The organism is Pseudomonas sp. R1-7, from assembly GCF_051132105.1.
Classification (GTDB): Bacteria; Pseudomonadota; Gammaproteobacteria; order Pseudomonadales; family Pseudomonadaceae; genus Aquipseudomonas.
On sequence record NZ_CP071661.1, the window covers coordinates 5,729,235 to 5,751,085 of the forward strand.

23 protein-coding genes and 1 other RNA gene are annotated in these 21,851 nt (G+C 60.7%); 13 read left to right on the top strand and 11 right to left on the bottom strand.

The window, feature by feature from the left end; translation table 11 throughout:
- Positions 1–117 precede the first annotated feature (117 nt).
- The 4 genes from J3P79_RS25935 to J3P79_RS25950 all read left to right on the top strand — a co-directional run bounded on the left by J3P79_RS25935 (position 118) and on the right by J3P79_RS25950 (position 1,575).
- Positions 118–327: a TIGR02449 family protein gene (locus tag J3P79_RS25935; RefSeq protein ID WP_030138125.1), complete on the top strand. Its 210-nt coding sequence runs from the start codon at positions 118–120 to the stop codon at positions 325–327.
- A complete protein-coding gene (locus J3P79_RS25940) occupies positions 324–641 on the top strand; it encodes a cell division protein ZapA (protein WP_039590276.1) in 318 nt (105 codons plus the stop codon). Before J3P79_RS25935 ends, J3P79_RS25940 begins: the two co-directional genes overlap by 4 nt.
- Before the next feature lie 30 nt (positions 642–671).
- A non-coding RNA gene (ssrS, locus tag J3P79_RS25945) (6S RNA) lies at positions 672–851 on the top strand.
- Positions 852–969: 118 nt separating this feature from the next.
- Complete coding sequence (locus J3P79_RS25950; RefSeq protein WP_434606782.1) at positions 970–1,575, top strand: 5-formyltetrahydrofolate cyclo-ligase; 606 nt, start codon at positions 970–972, stop codon at positions 1,573–1,575.
- Between the two features lie 35 nt (positions 1,576–1,610).
- Here the strand turns inward: J3P79_RS25950 and J3P79_RS25955 are convergent, their stop codons facing one another.
- The gene (locus tag J3P79_RS25955) at positions 1,611–1,757 is read right to left on the bottom strand and encodes a hypothetical protein (RefSeq protein WP_152668410.1); all 147 of its coding nucleotides are present in this window, start codon (positions 1,755–1,757) and stop codon (positions 1,611–1,613) included.
- Positions 1,758–1,952: 195 nt separating this feature from the next.
- On the opposite strand from J3P79_RS25955, the gene J3P79_RS25960 reads away from it, so the two are divergent.
- Complete coding sequence (locus tag J3P79_RS25960) at positions 1,953–2,405, top strand: EVE domain-containing protein (protein ID WP_434606784.1); 453 nt, start codon at positions 1,953–1,955, stop codon at positions 2,403–2,405.
- Positions 2,406–2,427: 22 nt separating this feature from the next.
- Here the strand turns inward: J3P79_RS25960 and J3P79_RS25965 are convergent, their stop codons facing one another.
- Complete coding sequence (locus tag J3P79_RS25965) at positions 2,428–2,835, bottom strand: flagellar basal body-associated protein FliL (protein ID WP_434606786.1); 408 nt, start codon at positions 2,833–2,835, stop codon at positions 2,428–2,430.
- A gap of 150 nt (positions 2,836–2,985) precedes the next feature.
- On the opposite strand from J3P79_RS25965, the gene J3P79_RS25970 reads away from it, so the two are divergent.
- Both J3P79_RS25970 and glpT read left to right on the top strand, forming a co-directional pair.
- Positions 2,986–3,963, top strand: a complete 978-nt coding sequence (locus J3P79_RS25970) for an NADPH:quinone oxidoreductase family protein (protein ID WP_434606788.1) — start codon at positions 2,986–2,988, stop codon at positions 3,961–3,963.
- Positions 3,964–4,185: 222 nt separating this feature from the next.
- The gene (gene glpT / locus J3P79_RS25975) at positions 4,186–5,535 is read left to right on the top strand and encodes a glycerol-3-phosphate transporter (protein WP_434606791.1); all 1,350 of its coding nucleotides are present in this window, start codon (positions 4,186–4,188) and stop codon (positions 5,533–5,535) included.
- Here glpT and J3P79_RS25980 read toward each other — a convergent pair.
- From J3P79_RS25980 to J3P79_RS26005, 6 genes are all read right to left on the bottom strand, one after another.
- Entirely contained in the window at positions 5,511–6,179 is a 669-nt protein-coding gene (locus J3P79_RS25980) for a gamma-glutamylcyclotransferase (protein ID WP_434606793.1), read from the bottom strand. The two genes, glpT and J3P79_RS25980, sit on opposite strands and share 25 nt — an antisense overlap.
- Before the next feature lie 301 nt (positions 6,180–6,480).
- Positions 6,481–7,449, bottom strand: a complete 969-nt coding sequence (locus tag J3P79_RS25985; RefSeq protein ID WP_434606795.1) for a CDP-6-deoxy-delta-3,4-glucoseen reductase — start codon at positions 7,447–7,449, stop codon at positions 6,481–6,483.
- Positions 7,449–8,915 carry a 4-hydroxy-3-polyprenylbenzoate decarboxylase gene (gene ubiD / locus J3P79_RS25990; RefSeq protein ID WP_434606798.1) on the bottom strand — a complete coding sequence of 489 codons (1,467 nt, stop codon included), beginning with the start codon at positions 8,913–8,915 and terminating at the stop codon, positions 7,449–7,451. Before ubiD ends, J3P79_RS25985 begins: the two co-directional genes overlap by 1 nt.
- A gap of 119 nt (positions 8,916–9,034) precedes the next feature.
- A complete protein-coding gene (gene rho / locus J3P79_RS25995) occupies positions 9,035–10,294 on the bottom strand; it encodes a transcription termination factor Rho (RefSeq protein ID WP_003206716.1) in 1,260 nt (419 codons plus the stop codon).
- 241 nt (positions 10,295–10,535) lie between these two features.
- On the bottom strand, positions 10,536–10,865 hold the full coding sequence (gene trxA / locus J3P79_RS26000; RefSeq protein ID WP_003206727.1) for a thioredoxin TrxA: 330 nt from the start codon (positions 10,863–10,865) through the stop codon (positions 10,536–10,538).
- Positions 10,866–10,986: 121 nt separating this feature from the next.
- Positions 10,987–11,694 (bottom strand): FadR/GntR family transcriptional regulator, encoded by a 708-nt coding sequence (locus tag J3P79_RS26005; RefSeq protein WP_434606801.1) that lies wholly within the window; start codon positions 11,692–11,694, stop codon positions 10,987–10,989.
- 255 nt (positions 11,695–11,949) lie between these two features.
- Here J3P79_RS26005 and J3P79_RS26010 point away from each other — a divergent pair, with 255 nt between their 5' ends.
- From J3P79_RS26010 to ppx, 5 genes are all read left to right on the top strand, one after another.
- Complete coding sequence (locus tag J3P79_RS26010) at positions 11,950–12,735, top strand: transporter substrate-binding domain-containing protein (protein ID WP_434611617.1); 786 nt, start codon at positions 11,950–11,952, stop codon at positions 12,733–12,735.
- Between the two features lie 21 nt (positions 12,736–12,756).
- A complete protein-coding gene (locus tag J3P79_RS26015; RefSeq protein WP_039590246.1) occupies positions 12,757–13,425 on the top strand; it encodes an amino acid ABC transporter permease in 669 nt (222 codons plus the stop codon).
- Positions 13,422–14,072, top strand: a complete 651-nt coding sequence (locus J3P79_RS26020) for an amino acid ABC transporter permease (protein ID WP_434606805.1) — start codon at positions 13,422–13,424, stop codon at positions 14,070–14,072. The genes J3P79_RS26015 and J3P79_RS26020 overlap by 4 nt, the downstream gene beginning before the upstream one ends.
- Positions 14,059–14,793 carry an amino acid ABC transporter ATP-binding protein gene (locus tag J3P79_RS26025; RefSeq protein ID WP_434606808.1) on the top strand — a complete coding sequence of 245 codons (735 nt, stop codon included), beginning with the start codon at positions 14,059–14,061 and terminating at the stop codon, positions 14,791–14,793. The genes J3P79_RS26020 and J3P79_RS26025 overlap by 14 nt, the downstream gene beginning before the upstream one ends.
- Before the next feature lie 135 nt (positions 14,794–14,928).
- The gene (gene ppx, locus J3P79_RS26030) at positions 14,929–16,431 is read left to right on the top strand and encodes an exopolyphosphatase (RefSeq protein ID WP_434606811.1); all 1,503 of its coding nucleotides are present in this window, start codon (positions 14,929–14,931) and stop codon (positions 16,429–16,431) included.
- Positions 16,432–16,521: 90 nt separating this feature from the next.
- Here ppx and ppk1 read toward each other — a convergent pair whose 3' ends face one another.
- Positions 16,522–18,738, bottom strand: a complete 2,217-nt coding sequence (ppk1, locus tag J3P79_RS26035) for a polyphosphate kinase 1 (RefSeq protein ID WP_434606814.1) — start codon at positions 18,736–18,738, stop codon at positions 16,522–16,524.
- Between the two features lie 17 nt (positions 18,739–18,755).
- Positions 18,756–19,769, bottom strand: coding sequence for a porphobilinogen synthase (gene hemB, locus J3P79_RS26040; RefSeq protein WP_434606817.1), 1,014 nt, complete (start codon positions 19,767–19,769; stop codon positions 18,756–18,758).
- Between the two features lie 204 nt (positions 19,770–19,973).
- On the opposite strand from hemB, the gene J3P79_RS26045 reads away from it, so the two are divergent.
- Positions 19,974–20,594, top strand: a complete 621-nt coding sequence (locus tag J3P79_RS26045; RefSeq protein WP_039590236.1) for a DedA family protein — start codon at positions 19,974–19,976, stop codon at positions 20,592–20,594.
- Here the strand turns inward: J3P79_RS26045 and J3P79_RS26050 are convergent.
- Positions 20,578–21,810 carry a sterol desaturase family protein gene (locus J3P79_RS26050; RefSeq protein WP_434606820.1) on the bottom strand — a complete coding sequence of 411 codons (1,233 nt, stop codon included), beginning with the start codon at positions 21,808–21,810 and terminating at the stop codon, positions 20,578–20,580. The two genes, J3P79_RS26045 and J3P79_RS26050, sit on opposite strands and share 17 nt — an antisense overlap.
- Positions 21,811–21,851 lie beyond the last annotated feature (41 nt).

Consider the following 21,851-nt stretch of genomic DNA (forward strand, 5'->3'; position numbering starts at 1 on the left):
CGCCAGACGGCGCTATGTCTAGAATGGAGGCCTTGTATCCTACATCGACAGACTCGCCAAGACCATTAAAGGCTGTGCGACCCTTATCCCCATCAGACACAATCTTCAGTGGACACAATGGAAGACACCGACCTGCAAGCGCTGATGGCCAGACTCGAGCTGCTAATTGAACGGGTCGAGCAACTTAAGAGCCAAAACGGACTCCTATTAGCTCAGGAAAAAACCTGGCGCGAGGAACGCGCGCACCTCATTGAAAAAAACGAAATCGCCCGGCGTAAGGTCGAATCGATGATTTCGCGCCTCAAGGCCCTGGAGCAAGACTCATGAGTTCAAGCAATAGCGTAACCGTGCAGATCCTCGACAAAGAGTATTCGATCATCTGCCCCCAGGAAGAGCGCAGCAATCTGGTGAGCGCCGCCCGTTACCTGGACGGCAAGATGCGCGAGATCCGCAGCAGCGGCAAAGTCATCGGTGCCGATCGCATCGCCGTGATGGCCGCCTTGAACATCACCCACGACCTGTTGCACCGCCAGGATACGCCCGACGTACAGGTCAGCGGCTCGACCCGTGAACAGGTTCGCGACTTGCTGGATCGGGTGGATCTGGTGCTCGCTACCGATCCGGACGTCAGCAAGGGCTGATTCACGAAGCTGCCTGGGGTATACTTGCGTCACTCCCTGGGGTGCTTGCCAGTTGGTGATGTCCCTGAGCCGATACGCACAACCACGGGGGTTGCACGTTGGGGCCGGTGTGCATGTCCGCTTGACGGAAAGCCTTAACGCCTCCTGCAACTTCCACCTTGAACTTTCGGGTTCAAGGGCTAAGCCGACAGCGGTTCATCCGGGGAGCCTGATTCTCGAAACAATGCCAGTCATCATGACTGGCATTGTCGTTTCTGGCGTTTGGCATTTCTGGTCCCGTCGTTTGCGGTTACGCTGTCTCGGTGTCCCCGTCTCGTGAAGCCTCGATATGACCGAAACTGGTTTGCCGACCCGCCCGCAACTTCGCCGCCTGCTGCGCCAGGCCCGTCGCGCCCTGACGCCGGCCCAGCAACGGGACGCCGCCCGAGGCCTTTACAGGCAACTGGCCCAGCACCCGCTTTTTCGTCGCGCACGACACATCGCCCTGTACCTGCCCAACGACGGCGAGATCGATCCACGCCTGCTGCTGCGCGCAGCCCAACGCAGGGGCAAGGCGACTTACCTGCCGGTGCTCAGCCCATGGCCGCAGACAAAAATGGTCTTCCAGCGAATCCATCCCGGCGAGAAGATGCAGCCCAATCGCTTTCGCATCCCGGAGCCGCGCAAGAATATCGCCCGGCAGCGCAAGGTCTGGACGCTGGATCTGGTGCTGTTGCCGCTGGTCGGGTTTGATGATGCCGGAGGTCGGCTGGGCATGGGCGGGGGGTTTTACGATCGCAGCCTGGCGTATCTGTCCCGCCGCAAACAATGGCGCAAGCCGACCTTGCTGGGGCTCGCACACGAATGCCAAAGAGTCGAGCGATTGGCGCAGGCCAGCTGGGATGTGCCGCTGCAAGGAACAGTCAGCGACAGGCGTTGGTACATTGCGCGATAGACGCCGCGGGAATCAGCGGCGCCTGGAAGATGAGCTCAGCGCTTGAGCGATGGCGCAGGCTGAGTGATGTCCATCGGAACATCGTTCTTGCTGCTCCACAAGCTCTGGGCGTAACCCGTAGTCACGACACCCAGGCCGAACAGAATGACCAGTATCCACAACAAATCCGGTTTGCGTTTCATCGATTGCCCCCCTCAAGGCATATCACACACGATGACAGCAGCGGTTTTCTCATTGGCCGTGCAGCAGCGTCAAGCTTGGAAGGCCGGCATTTTGCGGCAACCAGGACCCACACGCAAACTCTGACGTCAACCGACTGTCGGTTTGTCATAAAATCGCTGAACTAATTTCAAATACATCGCCCAGGAGTAGAAATCATGGCCTATTGGCTGATGAAATCGGAGCCCGACGAATTGTCCATCCAGGGCCTGGAAAAGCTCGGCCACGCGCGCTGGGACGGAGTTCGCAACTATCAGGCACGCAATTTCCTGCGGGCCATGGCGGTTGGCGACTCGTTCTTTTTCTACCATTCAAGTTGCCCGGAGCCAGGCATCGCCGGGATTGGCAAAATCATCAAGGCAGCCTATCCCGATCCCACGGCCCTGGAGCCTGACAGCCATTACTTCGACGCCAAGGCCAGCCCGGAAAAAAATCCCTGGACCGCCATCGATGTCGCCCACGCGGAGACATTCCCTCGCGTGCTCAAGCTCGACTACCTCAAACAGCAGGCCGCCCTGGCCGAAATGCCGCTGGTGCAGAAAGGCTCGCGGCTGTCGGTGATGCCGGTGACGGCCGAGCAGTGGGCGGCGGTCATTGCGCTGAAACCGTAAGTGATGCGGTATCCGCTAGCAGCTACTGAATGATCAGGTTGTTGAACAACAGATCCTCGACCATTGGCTTGCCGGTCTCGTCATTCATCACTTGCTGAGTTTGCTTCAACGCTTCCTGACGCAGTTTTTCCTTGGCTTCAAGGTTGTTCATGGTCTCGGTCGTCTGCTGGGCGAACAGCGCCACCAACTGGTTGCGAATCAACGGCTCGTTCGCTTTCACCGCCGCAGCAGCGACATCGCCAGTCACGCGCAGGGCCACGTCAGCCTTGTAGACTTTAAGCTTGGTCGTACCGTCCAGCCCATAGTTGCCCACGAACGGTGGGCTCAAGGTGATGTAACTGACTTTCGGTGCCTCGCCTTCCTTGGTCTCTTCGGCCATCGCCGCCACAGGCAACGACAGGGCCAGCATCAACATGATCCACGCTTTCACATTCCACTCCTCATCCGGTTTGCGGCCCAGCATACCGACCCGCCGTCCAAGCACAAGCTTATGGCCGGCTATCAGGGCGGGGCATGCTCGTTGACCCATTGACTCTCACACCTACACTTATCGGCCATCACTCCCAAAGGAATAGCCCTGATGAAAGCCGTGCTGTGCAAAGAATTCGGCCCTGCCGAATCGCTGGTGCTGGAAGACGTCGCCAGCCCTGTCGTGAAGAAGAATGAAGTGTTGCTGAATGTGCACGCCGCCGGGGTGAATTTTCCTGACACGCTGATCATCGAGGGCAAATACCAGTTCAAGCCGCCCTTCCCGTTCTCGCCGGGCGGCGAAGCGGCAGGGGTGATCAGCGAGGTGGGGGAGAAGATCAGCCACCTGAAGGTCGGTGACCGGGTCATGGCCCTGACCGGCTGGGGCAGTTTCGCCGAACAAGTGGCGGTGCCGGGCTACAACGTGTTGCCGATTCCCTCCTCCATGGATTTCAACACGGCGGCCGCTTTCAGCATGACCTACGGCACATCGATGCACGCTCTCAAGCAGCGAGCCAACCTCCAGCCCGGAGAAACCCTGCTGGTACTTGGCGCCTCCGGCGGCGTCGGGCTGGCGGCAGTGGAAATCGGCAAGGCCATGGGCGCCCGCGTCATCGCTGCCGCCAGCAGCGCGGAAAAACTCGCCGTGGCCAAGGCCGCCGGCGCCGACGAACTGATCAACTACAACGAAACCAGCCTCAAGGACGAAATCAAGCGCCTCACCGACGGCCAGGGCGCCGACGTTATCTACGACCCGGTGGGCGGCGACCTTTTCGACCAGGCCGTGCGCGCCATTGCCTGGAACGGCCGGTTACTCGTGGTGGGTTTTGCCAGCGGACGCATTCCCGAACTGCCCGTGAACCTGGCCCTGCTCAAGGGCGCCTCGGTGGTCGGCGTGTTCTGGGGTTCCTTCGCCCAGCGCCAACCCCAGGACAATGCCGCCAACTTCCAAAAATTGTTCGGCTGGTTCGCCGAAGGCAAGCTCAAGCCGCTGGTGTCGCAGGTGTACCCGCTTTCCAATGCCGCCCAGGCGATCAATGATCTGGGCCAGCGCAAGGCTGTGGGAAAAGTGGTTGTTCAGGTTCGCTGACAGCGTGCCTGACCGTTTTATGACCTGTACCGGGTCGGAGCGCTACGACCCGGTTCCGCCATCCTCATAACGCCTTTCATTTATATCTGCGCGACATGTTCATAAAAGAACATGCGATATCCAGCATTTCCGCTGTTTGACCGATGCGAACCGATGCTATTTTCGGTAACGAAACTGTAACATTCGCATCCGCAGTCAAAACAAGAATTCTGGAGCACTTGAATGTTTGCTTTCTTTCGACCCGCCACACATCAGGCAGCCCTGCCTGAAGAAAAAATAGACAGTACCTACCGACGCCTGCGCTGGCAGATCTTCGCCGGGATTTTCATCGGCTATGCCGGTTATTACCTGCTGCGCAAGAACTTCTCCCTGGCAATGCCGTATCTCATCGACGAGGGCTACACCCGTGGCCAGCTTGGCCTGGCCATGTCGGCCATCGCCATTGCCTATGGCTTGTCGAAGTTCCTGATGGGCCTGGTGTCCGACCGCTCCAACCCGCGCTATTTCCTACCGTTCGGCTTGCTGGTATCAGCCGGAGTGATGTTCATTTTCGGTTTCGCGCCCTGGGCAACCTCCAGCGTGACGATCATGTTCATCCTGCTGTTCATCAACGGCTGGGCCCAAGGCATGGGCTGGCCGCCAAGCGGACGGACCATGGTGCACTGGTGGTCGCAGAAAGAACGCGGCGGCGTGGTATCGGTCTGGAACGTGGCGCACAACGTCGGTGGCGGCCTGATCGGTCCGCTGTTCCTGCTGGGGATGGCCTGGTTCAATGACTGGCACGCGGCATTCTATGTGCCCGCTACCGTCGCGCTCGCCGTTGCGGTGTTTGCCTTCGCGACCATGCGCGACACCCCGCAGTCGGTGGGCCTGCCACCGATCGAGAAATACAAGGACGACTATCCGGAAGGCTACGACGCCAGCCACGAGAAGGAATTCAGCGCCAAGGAAATCTTCGTCAAGTACGTGCTGCGCAACAAGATGCTCTGGTACATCGCCATGGCCAACGTCTTCGTCTACCTGCTGCGCTATGGCGTGCTGGACTGGGCGCCAACCTACCTCAAGGAAGCCAAGGGCTTCACGGTGGACAAAAGCTCCTGGGCCTACTTCTTCTACGAATGGGCCGGTATTCCGGGGACGCTGTTGTGCGGCTGGATGTCCGACAAGATCTTCCGTGGCAACCGCGGCCTGACCGGCATGGTGTTCATGGCCCTGGTGACCGTGGCGACCCTGGTTTACTGGCTGAACCCGGCCGGTAACCCAACCGTCGACATGATTGCCCTGGTGTCCATCGGCTTCCTGATCTATGGCCCGGTGATGCTGATCGGCTTGCAGGCTCTGGAATTGGCGCCGAAGAAAGCCGCCGGTACCGCCGCAGGCTTCACCGGCCTGTTCGGGTACCTGGGTGGTTCGGTCGCGGCCAGTGCCGCCATGGGCTACACCGTGGACCATTTTGGCTGGGACGGCGGTTTTGTGCTGCTGGTCGGTGCTTGCCTGCTGGCGATGGCGTTCCTTGCGCCAACGCTGTGGCACAAGCAGATCGCCAGTCAGAGCCGCGAAGCGGTCGCCTGATCCCACATTGATCTGCAGCGCTTGAGCCGCGCCTCCAGATTCCGATCTGGCATGGCGTGGCTGCGCAGGGCGTGGATGGTCTGCTCGACATAATCGCGAGTCGTGCCATAACGCCCGCAAGCGCTCTCGAACACTTGGCTCAGCACATGGTCCGGCAAGTTGCCGGCATAGCTGGGCAGGTGTCGCTCCAGCACGAAGCCCAGGGCCTGCACCCGATTGCCATCCTCGAGACGGCAACTGAGCCAGTGCGGGCGATAGGACGGGACCGGCATTTCGCGTTGCCACAACGCAAACAGCGAATCCTCGAGGTTCTCCTCCGGCAGCCGGTAAGCAAACCCACTGCAAGACCCCCCACGATCCAATCCGAACACCAACCCGGGCAGCTCCGGAGTACCGCGATGCTCATGGGACCACAGGTACAAGCCGCGATGATAACCATGGACCCGGCCTCGCACCCGTTCCACCGCCGTGCATTCCGGACGCCAGATCAACGAACCGTAGGCAAACAGCCAGACCGGGCCGCCTTGGTGAAGGCTCATGGTCGATCGCATCGAGGCGAGCAATTGTTCGCGGGTCAGCTGCGCACCCAGCTCGAGCCGGGGCGGGTACAGGGCGCAGGTTATGGCGGATTCGATAGCGGTCATGGCCGTTAGCCGTTGGCTTCTCAAAAATATGGGGACGCCAGGGTGTTGACGTTCGTGGGGAGCGACGCAAGTTAAATGCCAGCCCCACGCCATATACGTTATCGGTATCTGGCCGGCCGACTAAATACCGAAACGCAATATATGAAGTTATATCGAGGGGGTGGTCGGGGCCGTTGTGGCGAAGGAGCTTGCTCCCGCTGGACTGCGAAGCAGTCCCAAAAGAGGCGGTCGCTGCGCAACCGAGCGGGAGCAAGCTCCCTCGCCACAAAAGCAGACCTAAACCTGGGAGGATGAATGCGGCTCAGGCGCGCGGCGCATACGCAAACACATCCGCGCGCATTTGGTGGGCATCCATGCCGGCTTCCACCAACGCATCGAGCGTCGCGTAAATCATGGCCGGCGAGCCGCTGGCGTAGACGTGTACGCCGGAAAGGTCGCTGAGGTCCTCGCATACCGCTTCGTGGAGCATCCCGCAACGCCCTTCCCAACCGCACAGGTCGCTGACGACCTTGTGCAGGTACAGGTTCGGGAGCCCCTTCCACTCTTCCCAATGCTCGATCTCATAGAAATCTTCGGGACGTCGCACGCCCCAATACAGATGCACCGGGTGCTTGAACCCCTGGGCGCGGCAGTGCTCGATCAGGCTGTGCATCTGGGCCATGCCGGTTCCGGCAGCGATAAGCACGAGCGGACCGTCGGGAAGCTCGGAAAGGTGGGTATCGCCGAAGGGCATCTCAATGCGCACATTGGGGTTGCGCTGCAGTTGCTCCAGCAGCTTCTGTGCACTGCTTTCGCGCACCAACACGTGCAGTTGCAGATCACGCCCCGAATGCGGTGCCGAAGCAAGGGAGAAGGCTGACTTTTCACCGTTCTCCCGCTCGATCAGCAGGTATTGCCCGGCGTGATAGCGCGGCGGTTTACCGGCCGGCGCGCGCAAGCGTACCCGCCAGACGTCGCCGCCCACTTCAACGCACTCGGTGACCTGGCATGCCAGGTTGCGCACAGGCAACTCGCCCGGCGCCAGCACGCCATCCCACAACACCACGCAATCCTCCAGCGGCTCGGCGATGCAGGTGAAGATTTCACCATGATCACGCACTTCGCCGGCCTGCTCCACGCGCCCCTCCACCAACAACGCGCCACATACGTGACAGTTGCCGTTGCGACAGCTTTGCGGGCAGTCGTAACCCAGGCGCCGCGCGCCGTCGAGAATCCGCTCGGCCGGCTGTATCTCCAGCACCGCGCCGGAAGGCTGCAAGGTTACACGCATCAATCTATTCCTAACTGATTCCAGATGGCATCGATCCGTTGGGTAACGGCTTCATCCTTGACGATAACCCGGCCCCATTCGCGGGTGGTTTCACCGGGCCACTTATGCGTGGCATCGAGCCCCATCTTCGACCCCAGGCCGGACACCGGCGAGGCGAAGTCGAGGTAGTCGATCGGCGTGTTCTCGATCATCACCGTGTCACGCTTGGGGTCCATGCGCGTGGTGATGGCCCAGATCACATCGTTCCAATCCCGTGCGTTGATATCGTCGTCAGTGACAATAACGAACTTGGTGTACATGAATTGTCGTAAAAACGACCAGACGCCCAGCATGACCCGCTTGGCATGCCCGGGATACGACTTCTTCATGGTCACCACGGCCATGCGGTAGGAACAGCCTTCAGGCGGCAGGTAGAAATCGGTGATTTCCGGAAACTGCTTTTGCAGGATCGGCACGAACACTTCATTCAACGCCACACCCAGAATAGCCGGCTCATCCGGCGGACGCCCCGTGTAGGTGCTGTGGTAGATCGGCTTGATCCGATGGGTGATGCGTTCGACGGTGAACACCGGGAAGCTGTCCACTTCGTTGTAGTAACCGGTGTGGTCGCCGTAAGGCCCTTCGTCAGCCATTTCGCCGGGATGGATCACGCCTTCAAGGATGATCTCGGCGGTGGCCGGTACTTGCAGGTCATTGCCACGACACTTCACCAGCTCAGTGCGGTTGCCCCGCAGCAGGCCGGCGAACGCGTATTCGGAGAGGCTGTCGGGCACCGGCGTGACGGCACCGAGGATGGTCGCCGGGTCCGCACCCAGGGCCACCGACACCGGGAATGGCTGGCCGGGGTGTTTTTCACACCACTCACGATAATCCAGCGCGCCGCCGCGATGGCTCAGCCAGCGCATGATGACCTTGTTGCGGCCGATCACCTGTTGGCGATAGATGCCCAGGTTCTGGCGGTCCTTGTTCGGCCCCTTGGTGACGGTCAGACCCCAAGTGATCAACGGCCCCACATCGCCCGGCCAGCAGGTCTGCACCGGAAGCATGGCCAGGTCGACATCGTCGCCCTCGATCATCACTTCCTGGCAGATAGCGTCCTTGACGACTTTCGGCGCCATGGAAATGATCTTGCGGAAAATCGGCAGCTTGGACCAAGCGTCCTTCAGGCCTTTCGGCGGCTCGGGCTCCTTGAGGAACGCCAGCAACTTGCCGATCTCGCGCAACTCGCTGACAGCCTCGGCGCCCATGCCCAGGGCCACGCGCTCGGGCGTGCCGAACAGGTTGCCCAGCACCGGGATGTCATAACCCGTGGGGTTCTCGAACAACAGCGCCGGGCCTTTTGCACGCAGGGTGCGGTCGCAGACCTCGGTCATTTCCAGGACGGGTGACACTGGCACCTGGATGCGCTTGAGTTCGCCGCGCTGTTCCAGCCCGCTGATAAAGTCGCGCAAGTCGCGATACTGCATGCAAAGCCTCATGGTGTCCGTGGCGTTCGGGGGCCCGAGTTTAACGCCGCCCGTCCAGAATAGTGAATGCACGGACAGCAAAAAGCCGGGTTTCCCCGGCTCTTGCTGGCCTGCTCGACTTACTTGCGTTTCATCGACAGGAAGAACTCATCGTTGGTCTTGGTCGTTTTCAGCTTGTCGACCAGGAACTCGATGGCAGCGACTTCATCCATCGGGTGCAGCAGCTTGCGCAGGATCCACATGCGCTGCAACTCGTCATCGGCCGTCAGCAATTCTTCGCGACGGGTACCGGAACGGTTGATGTTGATGGCCGGGAACACACGTTTCTCGGCGATGCGACGGTCCAGGGGCAGTTCCATGTTGCCGGTACCCTTGAACTCCTCGTAGATCACTTCGTCCATCTTCGAGCCGGTTTCAACCAGCGCGGTGGCGATGATGGTCAGCGAGCCGCCTTCTTCGATGTTCCGTGCGGCACCGAAGAAACGCTTCGGTTTTTCCAGCGCATGGGCGTCGACACCACCGGTCAGCACCTTGCCGGAGCTCGGGATCACGGTGTTGTAGGCACGGGCCAGACGGGTGATGGAGTCGAGCAGGATCACCACGTCCTTCTTGTGCTCGACCAGGCGCTTGGCCTTCTCGATCACCATTTCGGCAACCTGCACGTGGCGGGTTGGCGGCTCGTCGAACGTCGAGGCAACCACTTCGCCGCGCACGGTGCGCTGCATCTCGGTCACTTCTTCCGGACGCTCATCGATCAGCAGCACGATCAGGTGAACTTCAGGATTGTTACGGGCGATGTTGGCCGCGATGTTCTGCAGCATGATCGTCTTGCCCGCTTTCGGCGGCGCCACGATCAGGCCACGCTGACCTTTGCCGATAGGTGCGCACAGGTCGATGACACGACCGGTGAGGTCTTCGGTGGAACCGTTGCCGGCTTCCATCTTCATGCGCACGGTCGGGAACAGCGGAGTCAGGTTCTCGAAGAGAATCTTGTTCTTCGCGTTTTCCGGACGATCGAAGTTGATCGTGTCGACCTTGAGCAGGGCGAAATAACGCTCGCCTTCCTTCGGAGGGCGGATCTTGCCAACGATGGTGTCACCGGTGCGCAAGTTGAAGCGACGGATCTGGCTCGGCGAGACGTAGATATCGTCTGGGCCGGCGAGATAGGAAGCGTCTGCGGAGCGAAGGAAGCCGAAGCCGTCCTGGAGAATCTCCAGCACGCCATCACCGGAGATTTCCTCGCCGCTTTTCGCGTGCTTCTTGAGCAGGGAGAAAATCACGTCCTGCTTGCGCGAACGGGCCATATTTTCTATGCCCATCTGTTCGGCCAATTCGAGCAGTTCGGTAATCGGCTTTTGCTTGAGTTCAGTCAGATTCATATAGGAATGACGTAATCATTTATGGAGGGGGGAAATTAAGCTTTTGGCTTAATGAGGCCGCGCCGCGGAGAAGGCGACAGGATCGCGTACTTATTCGAAAGGAGAGCGTCGGCGACGGCTTGCAGGGGGCAATGGAGAAACCAGTGCGGGGCCGAATGTAACACCTCGATTTGCGAGCGTCTAGCCCCGAACAACGAAAAAGCCCCGCGATTTGCGGGGCTTTGGGCAGGACATTCGACGCTTAGATGTTGGCGTCGAGGAATGCCGCCAGTTGCGATTTCGACAGCGCGCCGACCTTGGTGGCTTCGACGTTGCCGTTCTTGAACAGCATCAGCGTCGGGATACCGCGCACGCCGTGCTTGGCCGGGGTTTCCTGGTTTTCGTCGATGTTCAGCTTGGCAACGGTCAGCTTGCCCTTGTAGGTCTCGGCAATCTCGTCCAGGACCGGAGCGATCATTTTGCATGGACCGCACCACTCAGCCCAATAGTCGACCAGTACCGCGCCTTCGGCCTTGAGTACGTCAGCTTCGAAGCTAGCGTCGCTAACGTGTTTGATCAGATCGCTGCTCATGGAAATCTCCGGGGTAATCAGCAAAAAAACGTGGCCCATCATAGCGACCCTTCCCGGGTTCAGGAAGCCGCAGTTGATTGAGTCTCGCTATGGCCGCCAACGGGTTTGCGTATGGCTCGGGTCACGAAGCGGTCGGAGCAATAAACGAAATACCCGTGCGCAACGCAGCATTACGTACATGTTCCTGCATGGTTTTTTGCGCCGAAACCGATGCACGACGGGCCAGGGCGCGAAGAATCTTGCGGTGTTCCTGCCAGGTTTCCATTGCGCGCTCCGCCCTGATGAACGGTAGTTTCTGGCTCTCCAGGAAGATCTCGGCGCTGGCGGTAAGGATGCTCAGCATCGCCTGGTTGCCGCTGGCCAGCAGGATGCGCCGGTGAAATTCGAAATCCAGTTGTGCCGCAGCGTCGAAATCCCCGGCCTTCAATTCCCGGCGCATGGCCTCGACGTTGTCCTCCAGCGCATCGAGCTCATCGGCGCTCAACGTCACGGCTGCCAATCCGGCGGCGAAACCTTCGAGGGCATAGCGCAGCTGAAAGATATCCACAGGCGAGGCCTGGGCGGCGAAAGGCCAACCCGGTGTCGAGTCGTGACGTGCGACTTGCGCTGGAGCCTGCACAAAAACGCCCCGACCCGGTTGTACGCTGATCATTCCCAGGGCGCTCAACGATGAAAGGGCTTCGCGCAGGGACGCCCGACTCACCCCCAGTTGCAAGGCCAGGTCCCGTTGCGAGGGCAGTGCATCGCCCGGGCCGAAGCCTTCGTCGGCGATCAGTTTGCGGATGGCTTGCAGCGCCACCTCAGGAACGGCACGAGCGATGGAATTCATGATTTTCCAGACAAACCGGACAAATGAGCGGCTAGTTGTAAAGCTATTCGCCGCGCCCGGCAAGTCGTGCCCCAGCAGGGTTCGGGGCGCAATGCCGACGCTCGATAAAGGTGCGAAACGCTGCACAACTGTTCAGACCAGTCAGACCGAACGGCGCCTGCAAAACCGTGGCTTTGACGGATCCATCAGGAGTTTGGCATGCCCTGTGCTCTGCCCAATCGCAGAAACCTCACCATCGACCGCGGAGATTCACCCATGATCCAGCGTTGCAGCGTCCTGCTCACTGCCCTGTTTGCCAGTTTGATGCTTTGCCAATTGCCCGCCCACGCCGATGGCCTGGAGGATGTGGTCAAGCGCGGCACGCTCAAGGTCGCCGTGCCCCAGGATTTCCCGCCGTTCGGCTCGGTCGGCCCGGATATGAAGCCGCGCGGCCTGGATATCGACACGGCGAAGCTGCTGGCCGACCAGCTCAAGGTCAAGCTGGAACTGACCCCGGTCAATAGCACCAACCGCATCCCTTTCCTGACCACCGGCAAGGTCGACCTGGTGATTTCCAGCCTGGGCAAGAATCCGGAGCGTGAGAAGGTCATCGACTTTTCCAGCGCCTACGCGCCGTTCTACCTGGCGGTGTTCGGTCCGCCTGATGCTGCCATCAACACCCTGGACGACCTCAAGGGCAAGACCATCAGCGTCACCCGTGGCGCCATCGAAGACATCGAGCTGACCAAGGTCGCCCCCGAAGGCACCACCATCAAGCGTTTCGAAGACAACAATTCGACGATTGCCGCTTACCTGGCCGGCCAGGTGGACCTGATCGCCAGTGGCAACGTGGTGATGGTCGCCATCAGCGAACGCAGCCCCAAGCGCGTCCCGGCATTGAAAGTGAAACTCAAGGACTCGCCGGTGTACGTCGGTGTTAACAAGAACGAGCCGGCATTGCTGGAAAAGGTCAACCAGATCCTTGCCACCGCCAAGACCGATGGCAGCCTGGAAAAGAACTCCCAGACCTGGCTCAAGCAGCCGCTGCCGGCCGATCTCTGACCGTCGCTTGAGAGGCTGAGCATGGCTTATCAGTTCGATTTCCTGCCGGTGGTGCAAAACACCGAGCTGCTGTTGCGCGGTGCCCTGTTCACCTTGGAACTGACAGCCATCGGAGCGTTGCTCGGGGTTGGCCTGGGCATCGTCGGGGCTGTGGTGCGGGCTTGGAATATCCGTCCGTTCGCCCCGATTTTTGGCGTGTACGTGGAGTTGATCCGCAACACGCCGTTCCTGGTGCAGTTGTTTTTCATCTTCTTCGGCTTGCCGTCCCTGGGCCTGCAGATTTCCGAGTGGCAGGCGGCGGTGCTGGCGATGGTGATCAACCTCGGCGCGTACTCCACCGAGATCATCCGCGCCGGCATCCAGGCGATCCCACGGGGGCAACTGGAAGCCGCCGCAGCCCTGGCGATGAGCCGCTTCGAGGCCTTCCGTCACGTGGTGCTGCTACCGGCACTGGGCAAGGTCTGGCCGGCCTTGAGCAGCCAGATCATTATCGTGATGCTCGGCTCGGCGGTCTGTTCGCAGATCGCCACCGAAGAGCTGAGCTTCGCTGCCAACTTCATCCAATCGCGCAACTTCCGCGCCTTTGAAACCTACGCACTGACGACGCTGATCTATCTGTGCATGGCGCTGTTGATCCGCCAGTTCCTGAATTGGATCGGGCGCCGTTACATTGCCAGGAGCAGCCAATGAGCGATTTCACTTTCTGGGACGTGGTGCGCAACCTGCTCACCGGCCTGCAATGGACCCTGGCGCTGTCGCTGGTGGCGTTTATCGGCGGCGGTGTCATCGGCTTGTTGGTGATGGTCTTGCGCATTTCCAAAAGCGCCCTGCCTCGCAACATTGCCCGCACCTACATCGAGCTGTTCCAAGGCACGCCGCTGCTGATGCAACTGTTCCTGGTGTTCTTCGGCGTGGCCCTGGCCGGGGTGGAGATTTCCCCGTGGATGGCAGCGGCGATTGCCCTGACGCTGTTCACCAGCGCCTACCTCGCGGAGATCTGGCGCGGTTGTGTCGATTCGATTGCCAACGGCCAGTGGGAAGCCTCGGCGAGCCTGGCCCTCAACCCCCTGGAGCAATTGCGCTACGTGATCCTGCCCCAGGCCTTGCGCATTGCCGTGGCCCCGACGGTGGGCTTCTCCGTGCAGGTGGTCAAGGGCACGGCTGTCACGTCGATCATCGGCTTTACCGAACTGACCAAGACCGGCGGCATGCTCGCCAACGCCACGTTCGAGCCGTTCATGGTGTATGGCCTGGTCGCCCTCGGTTATTTCCTGCTCTGCTACCCCTTGTCCCTCAGTGCGCGCTACCTGGAAAGGAGACTGCATGCCTCTGCTTAGAATTTCCGCCCTGCATAAATACTACGGCGATCATCATGTGCTCAAAGGCATCGACCTGAGCGTGGAGGAAGGCCAGGTGGTGGCGATCATCGGCCGCAGCGGCTCGGGCAAATCCACCTTGCTGCGCACCCTCAACGGCCTGGAGTCGATCAACGATGGCGTGATCGAAGTCGATGGCGAATACCTCGATGCCGCCCGCGCCGACCTGCGCAGCCTGCGGCAGAAAGTCGGGATGGTGTTCCAGCAGTTCAACCTGTTCCCACACCTGACGGTGGGCGAGAACGTGATGCTCGCGCCGCAGGTGGTACAGAAAGTCCCCAAGGCCAAGGCGGCCCAGCTGGCGCGGCAGATGTTGGAACGGGTTGGGCTTGGCGAAAAATTCGACGCCTTCCCTGACCGTCTGTCCGGTGGTCAACAGCAACGGGTGGCGATTGCCCGCGCCTTGGCGATGTCGCCGAAAGTGTTGCTGTGCGATGAAATCACCTCGGCGCTGGACCCGGAGCTGGTCAACGAAGTGCTCAGCGTGGTGCGGCAACTGGCCAAGGAAGGCATGACACTGATCATGGTCACACATGAAATGCGCTTCGCTCGGGAAGTGGGCGACAAGCTGGTGTTCATGCACCAGGGCAAAGTCCATGAGGTGGGCGATCCCAAGGTGCTGTTCGCCGATCCGCAGACAGCGGAGCTGGCGAATTTTATCGGCACGGTGGAGCCTGCGTGATCTCCACAACCAAGGAATATCCTGGGGCGAGGGAGCGTTGCAGATTGCTCTAACTCAAGGGTTTGGTTCAGGTGCGTTGGCGTAAGCGATCGATCGTGGCAGGATGGCAAGGTTATCGACCGAGACTTTCTGACCATGCCGCCATCCCAAGCCAAGAATCTGTCCCTGATCGCCGCCATTGACCTGGGCTCCAACAGCTTCCATATGGTCGTCGCCAAGGCCCAGAACGGGGAAATCCGCATTCTTGAGCGGCTCGGCGAGAAGGTCCAGCTGGCCGCCGGGATCGACGAAGAGCGCCAGTTGAGCGAGGAGTCCATCCAGCGCGGGCTCGATTGCCTCAAGCGTTTCGCCCAACTGATCAACGGCATGCCCCTGGGCGCGGTGCGGATCGTGGGCACCAACGCCCTGCGCGAGGCGCGCAACCGTGGCGAGTTCATCCACCGCGCCGAAGCGATCCTCGGCCATCCGGTGGAAGTCATCTCCGGCCGTGAAGAGGCCCGCCTGATCTACCTCGGCGTCTCCCACACCCTGGCCGACACCCCTGGTAAACGCCTGGTGGCGGACATCGGCGGCGGCAGTACCGAATTCATCATTGGCCAGCGCTTCGAGCCGCTGCTGCGCGAAAGCCTGCAGATGGGTTGCGTGAGCTACACCCAGCGTTATTTCCGCGACGGCAAGATCACCCCGGCCCGCTATGCCCAAGCGTATACGGCGGCGCGCCTGGAAATCATGAGCATCGAACATGCCCTGCACCGGTTGACCTGGGACGAAGCCATCGGCTCCTCGGGGACCATCCGCGCCATCGGCCTGGCGCTCAAGGCCGGCGGCCATGGCAGCGGCGAAGTCAATGCCGAGGGCCTGGCGTGGCTCAAGCGCAAGGTGTTCAAGCTCGGCGATTCGGACAAGATCGATTTCGAAGGCATCAAGCCCGACCGACGAGCGATTTTCCCGGCGGGCCTGGCAATTCTCGAAGCCATCTTCGATGCCCTCGAACTGCAGCGCATGGACCATTGCGAAGGCGCCCTGCGCGAAGGCGTGCTCTATGACTTGCTCGGGCGTCATCATCACGAAGACGTGCGCGAGCGTACCCTGGGCTCGCTCATGGAGCGATACCATGTCGATCAGGAACAAGCGACGCGGGTCGAGCGCAAGGCGCTGCATGCCTTCGACCAGGTGGCCGACGATTGGGACCTGAACGACGGCGTCTGGCGCGAACTGCTCGGTTGGGCCGCCAAGGTGCACGAGGTGGGCCTGGACATCGCCCACTACCATTACCACAAGCACGGCGCCTACCTCATCGAGCATTCGGACCTGGCGGGTTTCTCCCGCGAAGACCAGCAAATGCTCGCGTTATTGGTACGCGGTCATCGCCGCAATATTCCGAAAGATAAATTCGCCGAGTTCGGCGACGACGGCATCAAGCTGATTCGCCTGTGCGTGCTGCTACGCTTCGCGATCCTGTTCCACCACATCCGCGGCACCCAGCAGATGCCCCAGGTGGCCCTGCATGCCGACGGCGATCAACTGGAAGTGATGTTTCCCGAAGGCTGGCTGGAAGAGAACCAACTGACCCAGGCTGACTTTGCCCAGGAAGCCGAATGGCTGACACGGGTGGGGATTTTGCTGAACATCCACTGATTGCTTGCTGAAGTCCCTTGTGGCCCAGCTGCAATCTCTTGTGGCGAGGGGATGTATCCCCTCGCCACAAGAGAAGCGATCACCCAGGCTTTAACTTACCGGGAACACCGGGCTGCCCAAGCGCTCCAGCAAGGTGGCCTGGGCGCTGCGCGGGTTCTGGTTGCCGGTCGGCGTGTTGCGGATGTAGCGACCATCCGACTGCAGGCTCCAGCTGTGGGTGTTGTCGGTGAGGTAGCTTTCCAGCTCCTTCTTGACCCGCAGGATCAGCTTCTTGCCCTCCACCGGGAAGCAAGTCTCGACACGCTTGTCGAGGTTGCGCTCCATCCAGTCGGCACTCGAAAGGAACATCTGCTCCTCGCCGCCATTGAGGAAATAGAACACCCGCGTGTGCTCCAGGAAACGCCCGATGATCGAGCGCACGTGGATGTTGTGGGACACACCCGGAATGCCCGGTCGCAAGCAGCACATGCCGCGCACCACCAGGTCGATGCGCACGCCCGACTGGCTGGCCTTGTACAACGCACGGATGATCTTCGGATCGGTCAACGAGTTGAACTTGGCGATGATGTGCGCGGGCTTGCCGTCCAAAGCGAACTGGGTTTCCCGGGCAATCATGTCGAGCATGCCTTTTTTCAGGGTGAACGGCGCATGCAGCAGTTTCTTCATGCGCAACGTCTTACCCATGCCGATCAACTGGCTGAACAATTTGCCGACGTCTTCACACAGGGCGTCATCGGACGTCAGCAAGCTGTAGTCGGTATACAGACGGGCGTTGGCCGCGTGGTAGTTACCGGTGCCCAAGTGGGCGTAGCGCACGATCTCGCCGGCCTCACGCCGCAGGATGAGCATCATCTTGGCGTGGGTCTTGAAGCCCACCACGCCGTAGATCACCACCGCACCGGCCGCTTGCAGACGGCTGGCCAGCTGCAAGTTGGATTCTTCATCGAAGCGTGCGCGCAATTCGATCACCGCCGTGACTTCCTTGCCGTTTCGCGCCGCGTCCACCAGTGCATCGACGATTTCCGAGTTGGCACCACTGCGGTACAGCGTCTGGCGCACCGCTAGCACGTGAGGGTCCTTGGCGGCCTGGCGCAGCAAATCGACCACCGGGGTGAACGACTCGAAGGGGTGCAGCAGCAAGATGTCCTGCTTGCTGACGACACTGAAAATGTTTTCGCTGTTTTGCAGCAGTTTCGGAATTTGCGGCGTAAACGGCGAGTATTGCAGCTCCGGATGGCTATCCAGGCCGGTGATGCTGAACAGACGCGTCAGGTTGACCGGGCCATTGACCTGGTACAACTCGGTCTCGTGCAGGTTGAACTGCTTGAGCAGATAGTCGGACAGGTGTTTCGGGCAGGTGTCGGCCACCTCCAGGCGCACCGCATCGCCGTAGCGACGGGAGAACAGCTCGCCGCGCAAGGCGCGGGCCAGGTCTTCGACGTCCTCGGTGTCCACCGACAGGTCGGCGTTACGCGTCAGGCGGAACTGATAGCAGCCCTTCACTTTCATGCCCTGGAAAAGGTCATCGGCGTGGGCGTGGATCATCGACGACAGGAACACATAGTTGTCGCCTGGGCCGCCGACGTCTTCCGGCACCCGGATGATCCGCGGCAGCAGGCGTGGCGCGGGAATGATCGCCAGGCCGGAATCACGACCGAACGCATCGATGCCTTCCAGCTCGACGATAAAGTTCAGGCTCTTGTTCACCAACAGCGGGAACGGGTGCGTCGGGTCAAGACCGATCGGGGTGATGATCGGGGCGATTTCGTCACGGAAGTAACGGCGGACCCAGGTCTTGAGCTTGGTGGTCCAGTAGCGGCGACGAATGAAGCGCACCTGGTGCTTTTCCAGCTCCGGCAACAGGATGTCGTTGAGGATCGCGTACTGACGGTCAACGTGACCGTGTACCAGTTCGCTGATGCGCGCCAGGGCCTGGTGCGGTTGCAGGCCATCGGCACCGGCCTGCTCGCGGGCGAAGGTGATCTGCTTCTTCAGGCCGGCGACGCGAATCTCGAAGAACTCATCCAGGTTGCTGGAAAAGATCAGCAGGAACTTCAGCCGCTCCAACAGTGGATAGGACTCGTCGAGCGCCTGCTCCAGTACGCGGATGTTGAACTGCAGTTGCGACAGCTCGCGATGGATGTACAGGCTGCTGTCATCCAGGTTGGGGATCGCAATCGCCGGTGCCGGCGCCGGCTCGGGCGCGGCCGCAGGGGCTGGCTCCAGCTCCGCTGGCGTTTCGGCGACTGGCTCGGCCACGGGCTGAGCGTCTTTTACGGCAACTTCTGTGAGTCCTTCGGTATTCATCGCAAGTTCCTGGGAGGCTATTTCTGCTCTCGTAACAATTGGGCGGCACGCACGGCAAAGTACGTCAGGATGCCATCAGCACCCGCGCGCTTGAAAGCGGTCAGGGACTCCAGAATCACCCCTTCGCTCAGCCAGCCGTTCTGGATCGCTGCCATGTGCATCGCATACTCGCCGCTGACCTGATACACAAAGGTCGGCACTTTGAATTCATCCTTTACCCGACAAAGAATGTCGAGGTAAGGCATCCCCGGCTTGACCATGACCATGTCTGCCCCTTCTGACAAGTCGGCAGCCACTTCGTGCAAGGCTTCATGGGTATTGGCCGGGTCCATCTGATAAGAGGCCTTGTTGGCCTTGCCCAGGTTCAGGGCCGAGCCGACCGCGTCGCGGAACGGACCGTAGTAGGCGCTGGCGTATTTGGCCGAGTAAGCCATGATGCGCACGTTGACGTGCCCGGCCACCTCCAAGGCTTCGCGGATCGCCTGGATCCGACCGTCCATCATGTCCGATGGCGCCACCACCTGCGCACCGGCCTCGGCGTGGGACAGCGCTTGCCTGACCAGCGCATCGACGGTGATGTCGTTCTGCACATAGCCTTCTTCGTCGAGAATGCCGTCCTGCCCGTGAGTGGTGAACGGGTCCAGCGCCACATCGGTGATCACCCCCAGCTCCGGGAAACGTGCACGAAGGGCACGGGTCGCGCGCTGGGCTATGCCTTCGGGGTTCCAGGCTTCGGCGGCGTCCAGGGACTTGAGGCCCGCAGGCGTGACCGGAAACAGCGCCAACGCCGGAATCCCCAGTTCGACCCACTCGGCCGCTGCTTCCAGCAGCAGGTCGATGGTCAGGCGCTCAACGCCCGGCATCGAGGCCACCGCTTCACGGCGATTCTCACCGTCCAAAACGAACACCGGCAGGATCAGGTCGTCGACGGTCAGCAGATTTTCGCGTACTAGCCGACGAGAGAACTCATCCCGGCGGTTGCGGCGCAGGCGGGTGGCGGGAAACAGACGATTGGCGGGGGTAAAGCTCACGGCAGACTCCTGAGCCCGCAGACGGGCGAGCGTGACAGTTATAAGCGGCCATTATGACGAACACATGACAGTTGTGCTAAAGCGCGACTGGTAGTCGCAGTCATTGTCTTCTGTAGGAAATGTTCACGTCGAGACACATTTCGATACTTTCCTGAATGTGCCTGAAGGGTTAGGCTGCGCGTTCATTTCGCCAGCACCCAGACAATGCTCCAACAATTTCTGCACGACTTCGGCTACCTGGCCCTGTTCATCGGCACGTTCTTCGAAGGCGAAACTATCCTCGTGCTCGCAGGGTTCCTGGCGTTCCGAGGCTACATGGACATCAACCTGGTGGTCGTCGTGGCATTTTGCGGCAGCTACGCCGGCGATCAGCTGTGGTATTTCCTCGGGCGCAAGCACGGTCGCAAACTCCTGGCACGCAAACCGCGCTGGCAGTTGATGGGTGACCGGGCACTGGAGCACATTCGCCGGCATCCGGACATCTGGGTCCTGAGCTTTCGTTTCGTCTACGGCCTGCGCACCGTAATGCCGGTGGCCATCGGCTTGTCAGGCTATCCGCCGGGCCGCTACCTGTTGCTCAACGGCATCGGCGCGGCGATCTGGGCCACGGCGCTGGCCGCCGCCGCGTATCACTTTGGCGCGGTGCTCGAAGGCATGCTGGGCAGTATCAAGAAATACGAATTGTGGGTCCTCGGCGCCCTGCTGGTGCTGGGTTTGGGCCTGTGGCTGCGCCGTCGCATCAAGAATGCGCGGCTGGCCAGGAAGACCCTCGAGGCCGAGCGACAGGAACAAGCCAGGGCCAGCGAATCTACGCCAGGCGAGTGAGCCGGGTGCGACAGCAGTAAAGCCCGATGCCACTGATCAGGCTGTAGCTCAGCAGCCCGACCCAAGCCATCGGGCTGGCCGGCCACAACCCGGCCAACGGTGCCAGCCATACCAACGGTACGTTAGCTGCCAGCCGCAACAACTCCATCTTCAGCGCCCACGGGCGATTCTCCAGGGCCACGCCCAAGCCAAACAACCCCAACGCAATAACCCCCCAGCCCAATACCAGGGCGGCGGCCGACAGGCTGTCTTCAAGGTTCATCAGGTAGCTGCCCAGGGCGATATAGACACAGAACTGCAGTGCGACATACCACTGCTGTCGTCCATCCAACGGCACTTCGAATTTGCGGAACTGACTCAGGTCTGGCTTGTTCAGCGGATAACTGGCTGCCACGTCAGCCGGGCGCCAACCGGTGGGCATGAACCAGATCCGCAGCTTGTCCCGCCAGCGCTCGGCCCGGCGGGCATCGGCCCAAAGCTGCCCATAGAACTGCAGATTCGCCCACAGCGGATTCCAACTGGCCAGCGGCGTAGTCACGCCAAAAACCACCGGCTCGTTCTCGTCCTCTTCCTGGAAAGTGCCAAACAGACGGTCCCAAATAATGAACACCCCGCCGTAGTTGCGATCCATGTAGAGAGGGTTCTGCGCATGGTGGGCACGATGATTGGACGGCGTGACGAAGCACCATTCCAGCCAGCCGAGCTTTGGAATGTGCTGGGTGTGCACCCAGAATTGGTACAGCAGGTTCAGCGCCGCGACGCTGACGAACACCAGCAGCGGCACACCCAGGACCGCCAGCGGCAGGTAGAAAATCCAGCTCAGCAAGAAGCCGGTGCTGGTCTGGCGCAACGCGGTGGAGAGGTTGTAGTCCTCGCTCTGGTGATGCGCCGAATGGGCGGCCCAGAGGATGTTGCGCTCATGGCCCATGCGGTGCAGCCAGTAATAACAGAAGTCATAGCACACAAAAGCAACCACCCATGCCCAGGCCTGGCCGGCCGGCAGCTGGAAGATCGCCAGGTGTTCCAAGGCAACGGCATAGGTGACCAGGCCGACGCCCTTGGTCAGCAGCCCGGTAGTGGTCGACAGCACGCCGGTACTCAGGCTGTTGATGGCGTCCGCCAGGCGATAGTGGCTCACGCCACGCCAGCGATCAGCCAGCAACTCGACGGCAATCAGCACGAAGAAAAACGGCACGGCATAAAGAATGAAATTCATGATGCGACCCGGGCAGCCAAGGCAGGGAAGATAGTCGGCAG

Coding starts and splice junctions, on each gene's coding strand:
- J3P79_RS26045 (WP_039590236.1), top strand. CDS start 19,974: ATGCTCCAACAATTTCTGCACGACTTCGGCTACCTGGCCCTGTTCATC.
- J3P79_RS25985 (WP_434606795.1), bottom strand. CDS start 7,449: ATGCGTGTAACCTTGCAGCCTTCCGGCGCGGTGCTGGAGATACAGCCG.
- J3P79_RS26010 (WP_434611617.1), top strand. CDS start 11,950: ATGATCCAGCGTTGCAGCGTCCTGCTCACTGCCCTGTTTGCCAGTTTG.
- ppx (WP_434606811.1), top strand. CDS start 14,929: ATGCCGCCATCCCAAGCCAAGAATCTGTCCCTGATCGCCGCCATTGAC.
- J3P79_RS26015 (WP_039590246.1), top strand. CDS start 12,757: ATGGCTTATCAGTTCGATTTCCTGCCGGTGGTGCAAAACACCGAGCTG.
- J3P79_RS26025 (WP_434606808.1), top strand. CDS start 14,059: ATGCCTCTGCTTAGAATTTCCGCCCTGCATAAATACTACGGCGATCAT.
- J3P79_RS25960 (WP_434606784.1), top strand. CDS start 1,953: ATGGCCTATTGGCTGATGAAATCGGAGCCCGACGAATTGTCCATCCAG.
- rho (WP_003206716.1), bottom strand. CDS start 10,294: ATGAATCTGACTGAACTCAAGCAAAAGCCGATTACCGAACTGCTCGAA.
- trxA (WP_003206727.1), bottom strand. CDS start 10,865: ATGAGCAGCGATCTGATCAAACACGTTAGCGACGCTAGCTTCGAAGCT.
- glpT (WP_434606791.1), top strand. CDS start 4,186: ATGTTTGCTTTCTTTCGACCCGCCACACATCAGGCAGCCCTGCCTGAA.
- J3P79_RS25955 (WP_152668410.1), bottom strand. CDS start 1,757: ATGAAACGCAAACCGGATTTGTTGTGGATACTGGTCATTCTGTTCGGC.
- ppk1 (WP_434606814.1), bottom strand. CDS start 18,738: ATGAATACCGAAGGACTCACAGAAGTTGCCGTAAAAGACGCTCAGCCC.
- J3P79_RS25980 (WP_434606793.1), bottom strand. CDS start 6,179: ATGACCGCTATCGAATCCGCCATAACCTGCGCCCTGTACCCGCCCCGG.
- J3P79_RS25935 (WP_030138125.1), top strand. CDS start 118: ATGGAAGACACCGACCTGCAAGCGCTGATGGCCAGACTCGAGCTGCTA.
- J3P79_RS25970 (WP_434606788.1), top strand. CDS start 2,986: ATGAAAGCCGTGCTGTGCAAAGAATTCGGCCCTGCCGAATCGCTGGTG.
- J3P79_RS26005 (WP_434606801.1), bottom strand. CDS start 11,694: ATGAATTCCATCGCTCGTGCCGTTCCTGAGGTGGCGCTGCAAGCCATC.
- J3P79_RS26050 (WP_434606820.1), bottom strand. CDS start 21,810: ATGAATTTCATTCTTTATGCCGTGCCGTTTTTCTTCGTGCTGATTGCC.
- J3P79_RS26020 (WP_434606805.1), top strand. CDS start 13,422: ATGAGCGATTTCACTTTCTGGGACGTGGTGCGCAACCTGCTCACCGGC.
- J3P79_RS25950 (WP_434606782.1), top strand. CDS start 970: ATGACCGAAACTGGTTTGCCGACCCGCCCGCAACTTCGCCGCCTGCTG.
- J3P79_RS25940 (WP_039590276.1), top strand. CDS start 324: ATGAGTTCAAGCAATAGCGTAACCGTGCAGATCCTCGACAAAGAGTAT.
- ubiD (WP_434606798.1), bottom strand. CDS start 8,915: ATGCAGTATCGCGACTTGCGCGACTTTATCAGCGGGCTGGAACAGCGC.